Raw genomic sequence first — 17,091 nt, forward strand, 5'->3', positions numbered from 1 at the left:
TTTCGTCGATGTAAAGGAAAGATGTCAACCCATGGACATGAGTGAAGCCCACGCCAACTCTAGTTTCCCGCTGAATACACCATGACCATGGATATCCACCTACGAAGCGCTTTCAGAGCCTAATCTGTCCATACCGAAAGCCGCTGTTGACTGCGAGCAGCAGGAGCTGACATCAGGTTAGGGTATAGCCCAGCCTGACACCGCAGCTTGTCAACATAATATTATTAGTTATGATTACTTTGAATCATTTTTTTTGGACGCTGGCGTAGAATGAGAGGCTCAATCACATGTCATTCCACCGGCTGCTGATGACATTCCTCACTCGAACCCCACCGTACCAATTCGAGAGAAGTGACGCTTCATGAAAAATCATCCTGACACAGTTGAGCTGTTACAGAAAATTGATAAGCTGCTGACGGCAGTGGAGTCGTTGCATAATTGCCTCCAAACCCTCGAAGCTGTACCCAATGACAGTTACGATATTGCCCGTACCCAATTGCGTAATGCGGCCCGCGAGGCCTCGCACGTGATCGAGCGCCATCGAAGCACGCAAGAACTGAATCAAAAATCAGAGCAAAACGTGCCGCACTCTTTGGCGTTGCTTGCTTCTGCCGAAGCGGCGGAATGGCGCGCCAATGAACTCAGAAAAAATGGCGATTATGCCGAAGCACGCCAAGCCAGCGAACGTGCCATTACGTTACGCCAAGCGGCATCGGAAGCTGCTGTGATTGAACGCCGGCAAGGCATGCACCTTGTGCAGCCAATTGGTTAGAAGTAGCAGTCTTCATGGCAACTACCGCAAAAACTCGATCCGTCACCGCTCATGTACCTATGCAGTTAGCCGAAAAGGTAGATTTAATGGCTGAGCGGCTGGAGCGCTCCAAGAATTGGATCGTCAAGCAGACTCTGGCTGCTTGGATAGACCAAGAAGGGGGGCGCAGTCGCCTGACACGCGAAGCGTTGGCCGATGTAGACGCTGGTCATGTGATTGACCACTAAGCTGTCCAAGCCTGGGCCGACAGCCCCAACACCGAATCGCCATTAGCAATCCCGAATTGATGGAGTTGAATTGCACCAGCAAAGCGCTTTCTGACCTTGCTCGCCTATATGAATTTCTGGCGACGGTGGTGGATCAGCCTGCCGCTGCTCGTACTGTACAGCAACTAACAGTTGCCCCGACAACGTTGCTGGCAAATCCACGCATCGGTGAGCGGCTAGATGAGTTCGAACCTAGCGATGTGCGCCGAATCCTGATTGGCCACTACGAGATGCGTTACGAAATTACGGGATCTATCGTCTACCTGTTGCGCGTGTGGCATAAACGCGAGAACCGATAGATAAATTTTTAACACAAATCGCATTCTCCGCGACGATTCCAGGGAGAGGATCAGTTCTCCTCAGAGTTGACAGCCAGAGTCTCGTTTCCTCGATATTGAATTTCAGACCCTGTATTTCCATAAGAACGAGAAAGTTTCTTGAGATTCGGTAATGCCCGCAGGTAGCACAGTGACGCTCCTCCCAATCGCCAATTGACCGTTGCAAACCAGTCTTTTGAGCGCATATCAAGCAGCCCATTTACCCCTCCATGGAGCAGCCGTGACTCTTGCGAGGCAGGGACAAAGCACAGTTAGATTTTATTGGCAACTTTACGGTAGCTGCTTATCGTGAGAAAGCCATATTCGTAGCGAATATTTTCCTTAAATTTTGGCACTCAACTTAATGAACAAAATCTCCGAACGTACGTTGGCTGGCTGGAATTTTACGTTGAGCACCACGAAGCGGGATCGCTGCCAGCGCCCTTGAAGGGCTCATGGGTGGCGATTTTTTAAATGCACACAGTCTCTACGCTGGCTTCAGATTCGTACCTGGTGGAATTGGTGGAAGCCGTTGAGCTGGCTCGCATTGCTTGGCGGGATACGGTTAATCACCTGCAACACGTTTCAGATGACGTTTGGCTGGGTCAGATGGAAGCAGTGGTGTGTCTTGAAATCCAATACAGAACCCAGCAAGAGCAGCTCTGTCGTTACCTCTACAAAACAGTAATGAGCAGTGGCGGATAATTGCTGCTCTTGGATAGCGCCAATCATTCAAGCCTACGCTGGGCGGGCTTTTTGAGCATCCGAGGGATACGATATCTGACAATCCATTGCCCGACACGGGTTTCAGATTAACCTTACACAGAGCGCTCGCCGAGATGAAGTTGCAGACCGTTTCCATTAAAGTCCTTGTACGTTACGGTCTCCCTGCTCATCTCAGAAGACCATCAGGAACCAGCCTTGCGGGGAGGCGAGTCTTGAACACAGGAGAAAAAATTATCTGAAACGCGGTGCCTCCAAGGTCTGCGTTGGGCTCATGACTTAGCGAACCATCTAGGTTCTTTACCAGTTCAGTGATCACCTTCATTCCCAGCCCCGACATTTTATGTACATCAAAGTCAGTCGGGAGGCCTCTGCCATTGTCGCTCACAGTCAAGCAGCATTGGTGCTGATATGGTGTTAAATGAACGTTGATTTTAGAGGCTCCATATTTCAATGCATTGGTCACCAATTCGTTAACAATCAGACCGATTCGGCTGAGTTGTTCACTATCCAACGCCAGTGGGACGGCGTCGACTGAGATTACCATCTGGCTTTCAGATCCCAGCATCGTAGATAAGCCAGCGCACAATTGGACGAGATAGTCAGCACTATCCAGCGTAGAGGCTGCCTTGCCGACATTAATATGTTTATGCACATTGGCTACAGCAAATATCTTGGTTGCCGCTCTGGAAATCTCCTTAGCCGCTTCAGAGCTGCCCAGCTGAGCACTTTGAATGCTCAACATCGACACAATCAGATGAAGGCTATTCATCACACGATGGTCGATTTCTTCGGCCATTAAGTGGGAATGATTCAGCGCCGCTTCCTTTTCCGCGATGGATCGCATAGCAGACAGGCGCAGCTCCAGTTGATCCATCACAACGCTTGCAAGATCCGTCAATGTGTCTAGCTGGTCTTGGGTGACCGTACGCGGCTGCGTGTCCAAAACACATAGCGTGCCAAGATTGAAACCGTCGTGGGTATGAAGCGGTACTCCCAAATAAAACTGTAACCCGAATTCGCCTGCGACGAGGGGATTAACGAGCGTACGAGGGTCGTGTCTAGCGTCCGTTACTAACCAAGGTTCTGCCTGGAGGATCGCGGAAGAACAAAGGCCTGAATTGCGGGGAATTTGTTTTACGTCGAGTCCGTGATGAGATTTGAACCAGATTCGGTCTGTATCGACGATGCTCACGATTGCTATCGGAGTTCCAAGAAGACGAGCTGCTATCGCGGTCACACGATCAAATGCGCCATCCGGAGGCGTGTCTAGGATGGCGTACCTGCGAACAGCGTTCATCCTGAGCGCTTCCTCTTGAGCGGACTTACTAGAACTGACGGGATGAGTCACGGTGTTCATAGTGTGCACTCACAGGAATAAGGCCAGTAGCTGTGCTCTCGGGTTCGATGGAATGCCCCAAAAAAATTGGAACTTTTCTATGGCCTCGCGCACAGGGAGCAAATTGGATGATAGCAGAGTGTGCATTGCTACACTATTACGTGCGGAACAGCTGGACATCCTACGCTGCGCTCAGTGCGCCGGTATCTTGTGGTTAGAAGAAACCAAAAGGTTAGCGTACGTTTTTTCCGGGTTCTCTCGGCCGCCTTCCGGAACACCCCGGATGGCAGAAGTCCGCATCCGACACTAGGTTCACGCCAGCATGACGATAAGCCTGGACGATCAAACGCGAGCAGAACTGCCTCCGGTCGGCCACGAAGGCAGCTAACAGTAACCGTCTGGCCAACTCACCGCTCAGCACACAGACCAGCTCGAACAGGAATGAATGGAAAGCAAAGTCTTGCCCGCAGGTATACCGATTGACTAAGCCTATATCTGACGTAGCTCATGCAGAGCTTGGCAACGGGTCGCAATCGGCGACGGCTTCATTGTATACTTCGGTTCCGCATACCCCTTGAGCACAGGAACATCAGCATGACTGTACTCCAAACGATCTACTGGCAGCCTACGCCGCCTTAGCGCTACGCCCCCCTCGCAACACCTGCTTCCGCTAGTCTCGCTCGCGGGCGCACACTGCTGTACGCCTGGTTTTTGCACCTCAAGCACACAGCAAAAAATCCTCAAAATTTGAACTTGTATCGATTCGTTCGCCATTCCTTTGGCGTGCGCGATGCTTTGCCTTGGATATTCTGATGCTGCAATCGCTCAAACAAACGTGGTTTTCCAACGTCCGTGGAGACGTGCTAGCAGGTCTCGTAGTCGCCCTGGCATTGATCCCGGAGGCCATTGCCTTCTCGATCATTGCCGGCGTCGACCCCAAGGTTGGTCTCTACGCCTCCTTCTGTATCTGTGCTGTTATTGCCTTCGTCGGCGGTCGTCCCGGCATGATCTCGGCGGCTACCGGCGCCATGGCACTGCTCATGGTTACTTTGGTTAAAGAGCACGGACTTCAGTATCTGCTGGCAGCCACGTTGCTCTGTGGGGTACTTCAAATCCTCGCGGGTTACCTGAAGCTAGGTTCGCTGATGCGCTTCGTCTCTCGCTCTGTGATCACGGGTTTTGTAAACGCATTAGCGATTCTGATTTTTATGGCGCAGTTACCTGAATTGACCAACGTGACCTGGCACGTCTACGCCATGACCGCAGCGGGCCTAGGGATAATCTACCTGTTTCCGTATGTACCTGTGATTGGCAAGCTGATTCCTTCGCCATTAGTGTGCATCCTGACACTGACTGCACTTGCCTTTTACCTCGGGCTGGACATCCGTACCGTGGGTGACATGGGCCAATTGCCGGACACACTGCCGATTTTTCTGTGGCCTGAAGTGCCGCTGAACTTTGAAACCCTGCGCATCATCTTTCCTTACTCCGCAGCGCTGGCAGTTGTAGGCCTATTGGAGTCGATGATGACCGCGACCATCGTCGACGGTCTGACGGATACCACCAGCAACAAAAACCGCGAGTGCAAAGGTCAGGGTGTGGCCAACATCGCCGCTGGCATGCTCGGCGGGATGGCAGGTTGCGCGATGATCGGCCAGTCAGTCATCAACGTGAAATCTGGTGGCCGCACCCGCCTCTCGACATTGTGTGCCGGCGTTTTCCTGCTGCTGATGGTGGTATTTCTTGGCGAATGGCTCTCTAAAATCCCGATGGCGGCACTCGTGGCAGTGATGATTATGGTGTCCATCGGTACCTTTAGCTGGGATTCCTTGCGCAATATGAAAGAGCATCCGCTGTCGACCAACCTCGTCATGGTGGCGACCGTCGTGGTCGTCGTGGCCACTCACAACCTGGCCTACGGCGTATTGGTCGGTGTGCTGCTGGCGTCCCTGTTCTTTGCCAACAAGGTCGGACACTATCTGGACATCAAGAGCACTCTGCAAGAGGCGCAATCGCATCGGACTTATTACGTTGTGGGCCAGGTGTTCTTCAGCTCTGCAGACAAGTTCACTGAGGGTTTTGACTTCAAGCAAGCGCTGAAAAAGGTCACCGTCGATCTCACACAGGCGCATTTCTGGGATATTACCGCCGTCGCAGCGCTGGATAAGGTCGTGATCAAGTTCCGCCGTGAGGGCGCTGAGGTTGAAGTGCTCGGTCTCAATGAAGCCAGCGCAACAATCGTTGACCGCTTCGGTATGCATGACAAACCCGGTGCCATCGACAAGCTCATGAGCCACTAAGGAGGACGACAATGACCCACGTAATGGCATGCAGATAACTCACAATCCGCATTGGCGGTCTGTGATTACGCAGCATGGGCTTCGCAACGTCTCAGCGCTCCCCCTGACCTTGCTTCATGTGCTGGATAAGGAGAAATATCCTGCATCCGCTGACCTCAGCGGCAATATCGGTCTCGGCAGCAGTGAACATCTACTGGAAGATCTGGCCACGCTGGATGCGCAGCGTGCAAAACTGGCCTTGGAGCATGGCCAACACATGCTGGAAAAGGCCAGGGAGCGAACGGCCATTTCCGGCGCTGCGTTTCCTGAGCTGAAGCAGCGCCACGGACACTTGGTAGAAATCTGAGCGACCTTCAGGAGGATTCGACTGTTGGTGATAGGAAGAGTGGGTGAAGACAACTCACGCAACGCGCACAGCCTTGGCAGCCAGATAGAAGCTGTGGTGCGAACAATTCACCGGCCTATCCTGATCACAGCTAGCAGCTATAAAAAGCCCGAAAAGGTGATGCTCGCATTTGACGGCAGCTCCACTGCCGTATCCGTCCGGCGAACACGCCTTGCTTCCCGATAGATAATGCTGCGCCCTCGATTCTCGACTGTTCAAAGTTTCAAGCTACGCTTAGGGATCCGGAGCATATGCAAAACAAAGCTTATTCCCCTCTGGATCCCGACAATATGCTGCATAGAAATCTGAAGCATATTCTCGAAAGCCCGGCTTACCCTCATTGGTTCCTCCCATCTCAATAGCAAGCGCCCAGACCTCACGAACCTGGGCCTCCGAAGCTGCCAGAAAACTCACTTGAACACCGTTCCCCCAAGTGGCTGCAAGACCATTTATAGGGTGCTGGACGTAGAACTGGGGCCATCGCCTATTGGGGTATCGCCAGCCTACGCCGCGAGCAGCCCCACCGTTCCCTTCAGGCATCTGGATAAGGCCTAGTTTCGCCAGCAAGGCGTCGTAAAAGACTACCAAACACTCAAGATCCCTAGCTCCGACGTGCACGTGACTGAACATAGGTATACTCCGCGAAAGGGGGACGTGTCGCTTTGTGATAATGCGCAAGCACCGGGCATCACACATTGTAATGTCGCCCCGGTGCACACGGGTGTCTAGCCATCTTTGCTGGACTTGACCGCAGCCATTGTGCTGTGGAACACGGTGTTTCTCGAGCGGGCAGCCCAAAGGTCAGCCGACGCCGGAAAGCCGGTGAATACAGATCTGTATCAGTACCTGTCGCCGTTGGGCTGGTAGCACATCAACCTGACAGGCGATTACGTGTGGCGGCAGAGCCACAAACTGGAAGATGGAAAATTCAGGCCGCTACGGCAGGTCGGAAAACCTTAGTATACGATTTTCCCGGTTCCTGCTCACTAGCGGTCGACGGCCAGTTCGTGGAATGCGCACTGACGTATGCGTCCTGTCAGCGGTGTCCAGCCAACACATCTTCCAAGCTCCGGCATTAAGCGCCACGGTGTCTCCGGTTTTAAAATGAACACCATCGCGCTTATAGCTGGGTTTGTGTAGGTGACTCCAAACGACGCTTACCAAAGAACTTTCTCCGATGGGCTTTCAGAGCAAATCACGCCTGTACACTCGAACCTGCGCGGTAACTTGGCGTCATGACCTTTATTGCGATTGTGGCACCTGTTAACAGGGCTATTACTCCCAGCATCTCAAGACCGGTAGGTAGACGGTTTTCGGCGATAAGGCCGAACGCAGCGGCGAAGATCGTTTCTACAGAAATGAGCTGCCCAGACAGGGCCATGGGTAACCGCTGGCTTGCAATGTTCCAAGCCCATGCCCCTCCAACGGAGGCAAAACATGCCAGCGCTGATGCTGCGGCGAAAACCGGTAGAGTATTGTCCAAACGTAGGTCAATGTGCGGGTAGCTATATACCCCAAACACAAGCCCGAAAGGTAAGAAAAGCAGGACGCTGACACCTGCTCCACTCATCATTAGTCCAGTCCAAAGACCTGAATGTACTTGGGGAATTTTTGCCAATATCTTTTGGTTTAATATGCTGAACATTAACCAAGCCAATACTGCGCCTAACGCATAACCTACTGCCACAAGGTACGAGGGCGCGCCTCCATCTAAAACGCTGACCAAAATTCCATAATTCGTTGCAACCAAACCAAAAACTGCCAGAATTATGGGTGCACAGAAGCTGCTCCAGGAAACTGTTCGGTTGATCAAATTGCCTGTGATGGCAACTATAACCGGCGTAGCGCTCAAAAATGCGGGTGCGATTATAGCCCCACCGTGAAGTACACTTCCCATAATGCATCCTATGTAAAGAGCATATCCTAGGACGCCAAGCAGCCCGGCCATCATAGTTGAACGCCAGCTTAAAACTGGATCGCCAGGCCAATAAACACGAATAACAACAAGACCAATGCAGCCAGAGATGATGAATCTCAATGTAATAAAATCAACCGGTCCAAAATCTCCCATCATGTAAGGAGACAGAAAATTAAGCGCCCAGCTGAACGTAGCGAAAATTGCAGCTGCAATCCCAATCACATAGGATTTTGACATCGCCTCTCCTGTGACGGGCTTACACGCCCGATTTTAGATAATAGGATCGCAATATTTCGAGGAGCGAATCTCCTTACCGTCCTTTATACCAATAAATTGTGACCCATAGGCCGTCTGAGTTGGTTTACCCAAGTTAACGCCCATCCCTACGTCGCCACCACTTTCAGACTTGCCTTCGAACATGGATTTTGTCTAGTCGTGAGCGCCAGTCTAGAAAGCGCATTGTCACAGCAAGTCGGGTCTTACACGGCCGCAGCGCTGTCGCGCTACCTTGATGACGGTGCCGTACCCATAGACAACAAATGGGCCGAAAACCAAATCAGGCCATGGGCTCTTGGGCCGAAGAACTGGCTCTTTGCAGGGTCGCTGCGCAGCGGTAAACGTGCGGCAGCGATCGTGAGCCTGATCCAGTCTGCACGGCTGAATGGTCATGATCCGTATGCTTATCTGAAAGACGTTCTCAGACGCCTGCCGACGCAGCGGGTGAGTGAAATCAAGCAGTTGCTTCCGCATAAGTGGGAGCCCGTTTAATCATGTAAGGGTGACGCTCGGACGTACACACTTAAGTTCGTCTGGCTGTAGCCAATAAGGCGGCTGCGCCGAGCATCATTGCACCCGTTATGCGATTGATGATCGACAATTTCCGCTTCGAAGGGTGCAGAGATCGAATGATGCTGCCAGCAAGGGCCCAGCCTATAGCGGCGATAAACTCGACCGCAATGTAGATTGCACTTAAAACGACGAACTGGGCAGTGAAGGAGGCGCCAGTACCAGCAACAATGAATTGGGGAACAAAAGCAGTGAAGAGCAAGATTGCTTTGGGGTTGGTCATGGCAGTCATGAACTCCCTGCGTGCCAAGGAGTAGGCATCGACAGGCTGGAATACCGAAGCCCCATCTTCGTGACAATCACGGCCTATCATCATTCTTACGCCGAGATAGGCGAGGTAAAGGACACCTACCCACTTAATAATCTGGAAAGCGGGTTCAGACGCCTCTAGCAATGCGCCTAAACCGACAATCACCATTGCGATCATCAATGCAAAGGCCGTACACCGACCTGACAGACCGACCACTGTAGGCAGCAAACCCTGCCTGCTGCCATTTGCGAATGCAAGCAGGTTGTTGGCGCCCGGTGAGACGGCAACGATTGCTGCTGCGGGGAGAAATAGGAGGAGTTGGGCTAGGGTCATGGTTGGAACCTCGGCATCGACAATAATTGATTCTAGCCAGAGCTTGAATAGTCTCTACGAGGATCGGGCATATTTCGCAGCGCCTATCCTTTGGAGAAGCGGTGTTCAGGTGTTTGTTGGTAGCTTCGGAGTATGCTTTGGGGTCAGTAAGGTGTGTTGGCTAGACGCTTACTACGCTTCCGCAAATCACCTTTGTTTACGTTCACCCCCGCTGAACCCTGGATGATAGCAGCATCTCATGCTCACTGGATTGTTTGCGACGTCAAAGGGCCCGTGCCGTACTCACTGGGCTTGTGTCTCGTAACCAAAACGATCTAAAACGTTAGCGCACGACCACAAGCATAAGTACATCCTGCGATGGTCCCCGCTAAATTCAGAGAATTAAAACTGTCGCAGGGTATAAAAATCTGTCGCAGGCTGGTCGCCGTTGTGACGGGTCGCTGCCAAATAAGTATTCTCCAGGCGTCGTACCTGACAGACGTTTCAGATTACTAAAGATCAAATACTGACTCTGTTGTGAATCTGAACTGCGTCTTTGGAAAAGGAGGTTGCCTTGGCTTGCGTGGGTTTAGTGAACGGCTGTCGTACTGTGGCCTCAGTGCTTAGCGATGAAGATTGGAAGAAAGTAGTGAAAATATCGAAAGGCCGCCAGGTGCTCATGCCGGATACGAAACTTCCGGCACAGGCCAAAACCCTCAGACGGGATGGAGGCATCACCAGGTACTTTTCCCATTTTCCTGGAGAGAGCCCTGAGGGCTACTCCAGCACTGAAAGCCCAGACCATATCGCCATGAAGGTGGCCATTTACAAGAAGCTGGTTGCTCTAGGCATTCAAGCCGAGCTTGAAGACGGCGTAGACGATTGGCGGGCTGACATTCTGGTTGGCGACTCGGCCTTTGCTCCGCGCCTAGCAATAGAAGTGCAGATTTCGCCTCAGTCTGCGCAGCGGACATATGAGCGCACTGAACAACGCAATCGCTCTGGTGTTCCGACTCTTTGGATATTCGGCAGTATCGGCCTGACGGGCGTTATCAACGAGGATCTAGCACGAACAAACCCCGTGTTCGTCGCAAAAACACCACTGGATGCAGCCGATATAGCGAGTGCAGTGTGTCGTGGCCAAGCATTCTACGATGACTTGTCGCACTACCAGCAAACGCCAGCAAGACCAGTTGCGCTGCTCATAAACTGTGCATGCGGAGACAGATGGCTCTACCCGTTCGGCTGTGTTTTGCTTCTCAACAGAATCTCCGGTGAAACTGCCCCAATGTTCATTAGTTGCTTTAGGACAAGCAGGGTGGGAAAGGGGCTTCTACCTACAGCTAGAATGAGGGCGGTGGAAAGATATTTTGACCTGGGCATGTCTGCCGTGAAAGTTAGCGCCGAAAAATATGGCGTTGGGTTTGGACGGCCATCTGAGGTCTGGCATCGTTACGGGCGCTTTGGAAACTCAAAATCAGGCATTCGGGTATGGGAGCGAAGCTATAGCTGCCCGACCTGCACCAGCACGCCTGAACCGCTGACGCGGGGCTTACCAAAGAATGTAGCCCTGTCGATGTGCCCGGTCCCCGTCGCCACTACCGTCGATGCGCGTTCTGTTCTTAGCGTCACACCGAGTTGGAGAATGAGCAGAAAGGACGGCTGGGTTGAGTCTGTAATGTGTGAACGTAGATGGAAGGATGAATTCATCTACCCGCTCAGGTCGGCAATTGCGCAGGCGTGACTCGCTGAACAGTTGCAACATGCCTAATCGGGTGGTCGCGACAGTTTTAATTCTCTAGGCCTCCGCTCCACAGCAGAGACTTGAGGGTTTGCGACAGTTTTGCGTTTCCTCCAGAGTTGGCTTGAAGCCCCAGAAAGCCGGGCTTCGCAGCGACAGTTTTAATTCTCTAAATCCACCGCGACTGTCGTGATGATCCGCCTCGACGATACTCCAGGTGTCGTCTCGTCCCCCTGGTCAGTCAGCAAGGTCAGCCAAAGCGGACGCTCGTTGAGCATAGCCTCACAACACGCTCATTGAGTATCGCCCCTAGCCTTGCGGCTAGTTGCGGATCGTGTACCCCCACGACTGCCATCTCAAAGCTTTCTGGGCCCGCGTGGATCCAACGATAGTATGTTGGACGCAGGTAACTGTCGTTCAAGCTCAGCAATACGGTCATACAGCTCTATGATTTTCGCATCCGCCTCGCTCAATAAACTTGCTAGCTGGTCGCGCTGTCGGGCAACCTGCTCAATCCGATCTCGCAAGGCGCGGCTTTTCTGACGGGCAAGATGATTTATCTGGTTCAACGAACGAGGTCGCTCCTCCGCATGTTGTTCGATGTAGGTTTTTATCTCTGCGATGAGACTCGGGAAACGTGATTTCTTAAGTGCCGACGGATCGCTCCCGGCCTCTTTGGCCACGTTGTTTTGAGTAACCGGTGTCCCCTTCGTTAGAAGCTGCGGCTTATTGAGTTTCAAGCGCTCAAAAGCCTCGCGATATTGATCGGCCGCGCTGCGACGCGCCGTGAGTTCAACGTCCATTTGCTCCCCCTATGACTCGCCGGAAGCTCTCTACGCTTCGTTGTTGAGCGATTAAGGACTCCATTAGCGGACTTCCGTACTGAGCATTAACAAGCCGCTCTTTGAGGACATGTTCAAGATCATCGACTGCGTCCAATCGTTCTGAGTCATACAGCACATCAGGGCAAGGTTTTTCATCCTCCGAATCACCGCCCCCGCAATGAGCAATGTTGTCGACTCCTCCGTACGGACAAGGCTTGCGACTCGAGCAAACGCCAAGAAGGATTTGGCGACATGCTGCGGCACCCTTCTTCGCCAAACCGATCATCTTCTTTGCATCCTCTGGCGTGATCAGCCGAACGATCTCAGCCTTACGTTTATCTCCATGGGGACTTACAAAACGCTCACTCGTAAGCTGCTGTAACTCTCTACCAAGCGTCTCGTACATCGTGCGAACGTACAGCGTGTGAGCCTTATCCTCTAGACGCATCTGCGAGTGATTTTGTCCGTAGTAAAGGCTCATCGCTCGGGTGACGTGCTTGAGTTGGTACTGAAGCGAGGCATCGCTTACGAGCCCGGAAGCTTGCATGTTTACTGCACCAGTTCTACGCAACTGATGCCATGCTAACGGCCATACCGCGCCCACTTGATAGTCCTCCGGCAATGTAGGAGTAGCTAGCCGGGCCAATTTCAAATCCTCACTCGTGATACGCAAACGCTCCAAGTCAAACACCTTGCCGTAGTGGCTCAAAAGGTCGGAATATGACGGAATACTTGGTCTCAGTGAGTGATCATTTTTCTTGCTCGATGGGGCCCACGGTTCGTAAGAAAACGAGGTTAAAAAACGCCCCGTGAGCCCGCTCGCAGCTACATGAGGTGCGTATAATGACCGAAACAGAGAAATGACCTCCATCGCCCTCACTGCGACCTTTACAGATGGGGATGTGACCCACAGGGCGTCGCTATCGGCCTGCGTTTTCGTCGTCTGTCCACGTAACAAAAAAATGTCGCCGAAATTCTTGTCGTGCTCGACCTCAAGGCATCCCGCTCGAAGATTCCAAGCTTCCTCGACTCGCATGAGGCTGAAGTTAAGGATGTAAGCTAAACCTGCGCTATTGACCAGTTTCAGATAGCTAGTCAGCGTTCTTACTTGCAATTCACCACTGCGCCCCACCCAACGTTCAAGTAGCTCAAAAATGCCGAAGCGTTTCGCGGTATCTGCAAACGCTCCGAGAAAACGAAGCCCCGTTTTAGCGCCTGATAAATGCATCTTATGGCCGCAAAAAGGTTGTGCGTTTGCGCACGCCACTCTTTTTGAAACTCTATGATTATGTTCGTAAGCCTCAATGCTGAACCGGTAACAAGCTTCAACTTGTTGTTGATGGGATAGGAAGTCATCAAGACACTCTCGCAGCCTGGTGACTTGGTAGTGCCAAATACGTGGAGGAATGTACGGTGTTTGAGCTGTTTGGTGGGGTGGAAACAGCGCAGCCAGACGGGTTAGCGAGCCCGAATCCAGCAAAGTAAACCCTACGGCGCTGCGAGACGCGTATAGCTCATGCATTAACGACAGAAACTCAGTCTTTCTTGAGGCATGAAGAAAGGCAGGGATTTCCTCGCATACGCGTGGAAAGCGGCTCAATTCGCTGGCCAGTATTCCTGCCTCTTCACACAAAACAAACAACCGCCGCATCTGATCGAACCGCGTCTTTAGAGATCGATAGCCGCGAGCGCCGTACGGCCCGTATAGCCACCAGCCTGTGATGATACGAAGCAGATCAGCGTTCGCCGAGCTAATGGGCGCCGCGACTTTTGTGGCGGGGCCATCCCCGAAATTTAGCGTTAACGCCTTCTTGGCCCATGGGTCAAGCCTCCAAACTGGGTCGCCCCAACGGCTTACTACTTTGCCCTGTGCATCAATTACGACAGGCCAATCAGGTGGCGGAGGCCAGCTCTCAGGACGGTAATTTGGCGCTCCGGGAACGGCGAGAGGCGACTCAATAGAAAGCCCTAACGTCGTGAGGATATTCATAAGGAAGGTCCCGCTGTAACTTCCGCCAGCCGAATAAATCCGTCCCAAGCTGGGTGATAACTCTCCTCAGCTATGCGAGCCAGTGCCTCCTCAACCCAAAGCCGACGCACCTCGCTACTTTCTTGAAAGAACCGCAGCTTCGCACTCAGACGCTCAATCGCAAGCATTGCAGGATGGTCAGCCTCCTCAGATCTATCCGTGGAAGCTGGACGATATCTAGTTAGCTCCAAGCTCTTGAGCACGCGCAAACTACTTAGCGACCAGACGTGATCTTCGCTTTCAATATCCCGATGATTGACGCAGAAGAGGCAACCAGCAGCGTTGATACAATCGGGATCAGGTGCATTCGTCGGAGCATCTACGACCGATTCTGGCAAGGACGTCGCACAAGCACCTGGAGCAGGTGAGCAAATGACGGGATCTGATTGCCGGTGAAATCGAGTAATTTCAATCATCGCAATTTGCGGATTGGGCTCAGCGTACACACGGATCAACGTTTCAGCTGTGTGCTGTGCGATTTCCGCGACCAGTTCAGGGCGTTGCGATTCACGTAACAACCAGTTAATACGAGCACCCCGTAGCTTACGTGGTCGAACGAATCGAATATTGGAATCGGTACAGAGGCGCACTAGAGCTGTGAACTGAGGAGCTTCTACAACGAGACGTCCCCCAAGACGGACGAGAGGAAAAAGAAGCCCCTCTAGGTCGTCCGGAAACCACGTGTTTCGCCACTCAATGTAGCGTTCAAACCACTCCTTGTAGCTTGAGAAAACTTCAAATAGCACTTCGCCCTGACGACGCTTTTTGTAAGACCTGACTTGGTAACCATCAAGGTGACTCGTATAGTGGTATTGGTCGATCCGAAGTTGATGCGCCTGCGACAAATTCATGCCGGTTTGCGCGATGAACATAAGCATCTCGGCTTCGATTCTCAGATTTACTGCCGGGTATCGAGTCTCGATTGAAACGTCAGAGTCCCGGAATTCTCGGTGTCGAAGGATGGCCGCAATCTGGAATTTGGTTTGAGGTCGAACCCGTCGTGACGCTTCTTTCTCTGTATCGCGAAGGCCGCACCAGATAGGTAGCGTTGTACCCGATCTCAATGCCACTTGGATGGGGAGTGGTCCCGCCACAGCCTCATAAGTGAGTGACGTACAGAGGTCGGCAATTAACTGCCCGAAAGAAAAGCTCTCTTCCACACTTTGCTTATCAGCGCTCCCATTTCTAACCCGTCCGTTGCCTCTGGGTTTGCGAATTCGTGTGCTGTACAAAAGTGTCGAGCTTCGGCCTAGCACTCGATCAAGCATCGTCGCTGTCAAACTTGCAGTGTCGTATAACGATCCGGCAGTTAAATATCCTTCCACACGGTGACGGTGTAAAAGATGCTCTGCCCACCCCAGGTAAGCTTGCGCAACCTTGTCAATGCTCAACTGGCGTCCGGATTGATCCGCCCACCGAAAAAACTGCCGCAACGAACCGATCTTGTTATTCGCCGAAAAGCGGCTCCCCCCGCCTACAAGGTCGTCGGCCAAACACTCGTGGAGCTCCTTTACAAGCTCTACCCGTTCCAGCAAAGGATCCCCTAAAACACCTGATGTGATTTCATTGCGTACAGTCTTCACTTTTGCCTTTGCACCACCGCTGTATAAAAATGGGGTCAGATCCCAAGGCGTCTCGTTCTTCGCGTACTCAAGCATTGGAAACGTTAGGTCTGAAGACGTCCGATTATTCATTGCTCGCTCCGTGCCTGGAAGAAATCCCTGTAAACGCAGCCATGAAGCTGTTCGCAATGGCCTGCTTAGCGGGTGTGGCTTGCACAAACTTGATGTATTTGAAGGTAGTAGCCTCCGAATTTCGACCGTGAAGCAATGCATTGCTAACAGTCGCAATCACTATCGCCACATCATCGCAATTTGCTAAAGCCAGCTTGGCTAGCTCAGTTCCAAAGGTGCACCGGGACTGATGGAAGCGAAATGTCCTGAGTACCTTAACGCCAGCTGTGATGCCTGCTTTTCTAAGCGATGACATCTCAACGTTTATGGCCGAAGACTGATCGCTGCTGCGCCGTCCGAAGGTATTACCGAAACGAGTCAAGAAAACTAGGTCTCGATTCTCATCGGCAGCAGATGCCTCGCGACTTAACCTGCGGAGCCCCTTGGAATATTCCAAAACTTCTGAACACAAAGCTTCGGGAATCCATACCTGGCCAGTTACTCCAAATTTGGTATGCACGGGCGGGGACGCACCTGGCCCCACAAATATCCTAAGCAGGCCTTTAGCGGACGGATCAGGTATCGCACGTTCCAACGCGCCGATACGAAGGTCACAGATTGTTCCCAGTCGCATACCCGTGAAAAAGCCTAGAGCTAGCATCAGGTACAGCTCAGGCGAGGCATTACGTTTTGCAAAATCGAGAATGACGTCGCGGTCAGATGAGGTGACAGGAAGCAACCCGCCTTCCAAAGTGATCCCGATGCGTTTCCGGTTGGGAATCCCCAGATCGGTAGTAGTGCCAGCGAAGGTTCGTTCAAAACCAACCTGGTCAAAGTATTTGATGAAAAAGCGCTTGTCTTTCCATAGTGGCAACAGCGGAGATAGAAGCCCACGCTTCCTGACCCACCTATAGAAACTGATGCAGTTGCGCATGTACTCGGAGGCCGTTGCTGGGCTGATATGACCAGCATCTCGCGCCTTAATAAGCGCCCCACGGTACTGAACGAGACACCGATCAGCTTTTCGAGACGGGAACTCAAACCACTCAAGTCTGCGGCTCTCCAAAAACTTCGCGTAGTTCAGCAGTCCATTAACGTTGCTGGAAACGGTCTTTAGGATTGCTTCCCCATTGGTGACACGCTCCATAGCCCAGAGGTTCGCCTCTCTCCAGGGCAAGCCGTTTACCCAGAAAATTTGTGGTAGCCCTTCGATTACTACCCGGGAGCTATTCGACGAGTAGGTAATCAGGCGGTCTTTGACAGAAAGGTCATGCGGACTGAAGTGGATGTGCTCAACGGTAGCCAAGGGATATCTCTGTAAGAAAAAGCGCCAATGTCCATGGGAACCCTATCTAACTTTGGGCGTCCACAGTATGCAACTTATTCTTATCGATGG

General features: G+C 52.3%; 13 protein-coding genes and 3 pseudogenes. 8 read left to right on the top strand and 8 right to left on the bottom strand.

Features of this window, described 5'->3' with window-relative positions:
* Positions 1–361 precede the first annotated feature (361 nt).
* The 3 genes from A7K61_RS26685 to A7K61_RS31805 are packed head-to-tail and all read left to right on the top strand — an operon-like array spanning position 362 to position 1,337.
* On the top strand, positions 362–772 hold the full coding sequence (locus A7K61_RS26685) for a hypothetical protein (protein ID WP_019819623.1): 411 nt from the start codon (positions 362–364) through the stop codon (positions 770–772).
* A gap of 14 nt (positions 773–786) precedes the next feature.
* Positions 787–999, top strand: a complete 213-nt coding sequence (locus A7K61_RS26690) for a CopG family ribbon-helix-helix protein (RefSeq protein ID WP_019819621.1) — start codon at positions 787–789, stop codon at positions 997–999.
* A gap of 59 nt (positions 1,000–1,058) precedes the next feature.
* Positions 1,059–1,337, top strand: coding sequence for a type II toxin-antitoxin system RelE/ParE family toxin (locus A7K61_RS31805; protein WP_019819619.1), 279 nt, complete (start codon positions 1,059–1,061; stop codon positions 1,335–1,337).
* A gap of 910 nt (positions 1,338–2,247) precedes the next feature.
* Here the strand turns inward: A7K61_RS31805 and A7K61_RS26700 are convergent.
* A complete protein-coding gene (locus A7K61_RS26700; protein WP_081376978.1) occupies positions 2,248–3,438 on the bottom strand; it encodes a sensor histidine kinase in 1,191 nt (396 codons plus the stop codon).
* A 791-nt stretch (positions 3,439–4,229) separates the two neighbouring features.
* On the opposite strand from A7K61_RS26700, the gene A7K61_RS26705 reads away from it, so the two are divergent.
* On the top strand, positions 4,230–5,717 hold the full coding sequence (locus tag A7K61_RS26705; RefSeq protein WP_019819612.1) for a SulP family inorganic anion transporter: 1,488 nt from the start codon (positions 4,230–4,232) through the stop codon (positions 5,715–5,717).
* An 11-nt stretch (positions 5,718–5,728) separates the two neighbouring features.
* Positions 5,729–6,252: pseudogene (locus A7K61_RS26710) on the top strand (universal stress protein); the annotation flags it as partial.
* An 84-nt stretch (positions 6,253–6,336) separates the two neighbouring features.
* Here A7K61_RS26710 and A7K61_RS33955 read toward each other — a convergent pair.
* Positions 6,337–6,732 (bottom strand): VOC family protein, encoded by a 396-nt coding sequence (locus A7K61_RS33955; protein ID WP_019819608.1) that lies wholly within the window; start codon positions 6,730–6,732, stop codon positions 6,337–6,339.
* A 114-nt stretch (positions 6,733–6,846) separates the two neighbouring features.
* On the opposite strand from A7K61_RS33955, the pseudogene A7K61_RS31820 reads away from it, so the two are divergent.
* A pseudogene (locus tag A7K61_RS31820) lies at positions 6,847–7,062 on the top strand (Tn3 family transposase); the annotation flags it as partial.
* 235 nt (positions 7,063–7,297) lie between these two features.
* On the opposite strand, the gene A7K61_RS26720 reads toward A7K61_RS31820, so the two are convergent.
* Positions 7,298–8,257 (bottom strand): DMT family transporter, encoded by a 960-nt coding sequence (locus A7K61_RS26720; RefSeq protein WP_019819605.1) that lies wholly within the window; start codon positions 8,255–8,257, stop codon positions 7,298–7,300.
* Positions 8,258–8,512: 255 nt separating this feature from the next.
* Between A7K61_RS26720 and A7K61_RS26725 the strand changes: the two are divergent.
* Positions 8,513–8,788, top strand: a pseudogene (locus tag A7K61_RS26725) (transposase domain-containing protein); the annotation flags it as partial.
* 31 nt (positions 8,789–8,819) lie between these two features.
* On the opposite strand, the gene A7K61_RS26730 reads toward A7K61_RS26725, so the two are convergent.
* Positions 8,820–9,449, bottom strand: a complete 630-nt coding sequence (locus tag A7K61_RS26730) for a LysE family translocator (protein WP_019819600.1) — start codon at positions 9,447–9,449, stop codon at positions 8,820–8,822.
* 562 nt (positions 9,450–10,011) lie between these two features.
* On the opposite strand from A7K61_RS26730, the gene A7K61_RS26735 reads away from it, so the two are divergent.
* On the top strand, positions 10,012–11,172 hold the full coding sequence (locus A7K61_RS26735) for a competence protein CoiA family protein (protein ID WP_236712996.1): 1,161 nt from the start codon (positions 10,012–10,014) through the stop codon (positions 11,170–11,172).
* A 353-nt stretch (positions 11,173–11,525) separates the two neighbouring features.
* On the opposite strand, the gene A7K61_RS26740 is transcribed toward A7K61_RS26735, so the two are convergent.
* The 4 genes from A7K61_RS26740 to A7K61_RS26755 are packed head-to-tail and all read right to left on the bottom strand — an operon-like array spanning position 11,526 to position 17,001.
* Positions 11,526–11,972, bottom strand: a complete 447-nt coding sequence (locus tag A7K61_RS26740) for a hypothetical protein (RefSeq protein ID WP_019819597.1) — start codon at positions 11,970–11,972, stop codon at positions 11,526–11,528.
* The gene (locus A7K61_RS33960) at positions 11,962–13,983 is read right to left on the bottom strand and encodes a hypothetical protein (RefSeq protein WP_236183096.1); all 2,022 of its coding nucleotides are present in this window, start codon (positions 13,981–13,983) and stop codon (positions 11,962–11,964) included. Before A7K61_RS33960 ends, A7K61_RS26740 begins: the two co-directional genes overlap by 11 nt.
* Complete coding sequence (locus tag A7K61_RS26750; protein ID WP_019819593.1) at positions 13,980–15,716, bottom strand: hypothetical protein; 1,737 nt, start codon at positions 15,714–15,716, stop codon at positions 13,980–13,982. Before A7K61_RS26750 ends, A7K61_RS33960 begins: the two co-directional genes overlap by 4 nt.
* On the bottom strand, positions 15,709–17,001 hold the full coding sequence (locus tag A7K61_RS26755; RefSeq protein ID WP_032873808.1) for a site-specific integrase: 1,293 nt from the start codon (positions 16,999–17,001) through the stop codon (positions 15,709–15,711). The genes A7K61_RS26750 and A7K61_RS26755 overlap by 8 nt, the downstream gene beginning before the upstream one ends.
* Positions 17,002–17,091 lie beyond the last annotated feature (90 nt).

The sequence above is a fragment of the Pseudomonas sp. AP42 genome, from assembly GCF_001728935.1.
In the GTDB taxonomy this organism is placed as follows: domain Bacteria; phylum Pseudomonadota; class Gammaproteobacteria; order Pseudomonadales; family Pseudomonadaceae; genus Aquipseudomonas; species Aquipseudomonas lactis.

Coding starts and splice junctions, on each gene's coding strand:
- A7K61_RS33960 (WP_236183096.1), bottom strand. CDS start 13,983: ATGAATATCCTCACGACGTTAGGGCTTTCTATTGAGTCGCCTCTCGCC.
- A7K61_RS26700 (WP_081376978.1), bottom strand. CDS start 3,438: ATGAACACCGTGACTCATCCCGTCAGTTCTAGTAAGTCCGCTCAAGAG.
- A7K61_RS26685 (WP_019819623.1), top strand. CDS start 362: ATGAAAAATCATCCTGACACAGTTGAGCTGTTACAGAAAATTGATAAG.
- A7K61_RS26750 (WP_019819593.1), bottom strand. CDS start 15,716: ATGAATAATCGGACGTCTTCAGACCTAACGTTTCCAATGCTTGAGTAC.
- A7K61_RS26705 (WP_019819612.1), top strand. CDS start 4,230: ATGCTGCAATCGCTCAAACAAACGTGGTTTTCCAACGTCCGTGGAGAC.
- A7K61_RS31805 (WP_019819619.1), top strand. CDS start 1,059: ATGGAGTTGAATTGCACCAGCAAAGCGCTTTCTGACCTTGCTCGCCTA.
- A7K61_RS26720 (WP_019819605.1), bottom strand. CDS start 8,257: ATGTCAAAATCCTATGTGATTGGGATTGCAGCTGCAATTTTCGCTACG.
- A7K61_RS33955 (WP_019819608.1), bottom strand. CDS start 6,732: ATGTTCAGTCACGTGCACGTCGGAGCTAGGGATCTTGAGTGTTTGGTA.
- A7K61_RS26730 (WP_019819600.1), bottom strand. CDS start 9,449: ATGACCCTAGCCCAACTCCTCCTATTTCTCCCCGCAGCAGCAATCGTT.
- A7K61_RS26740 (WP_019819597.1), bottom strand. CDS start 11,972: ATGGACGTTGAACTCACGGCGCGTCGCAGCGCGGCCGATCAATATCGC.
- A7K61_RS26690 (WP_019819621.1), top strand. CDS start 787: ATGGCAACTACCGCAAAAACTCGATCCGTCACCGCTCATGTACCTATG.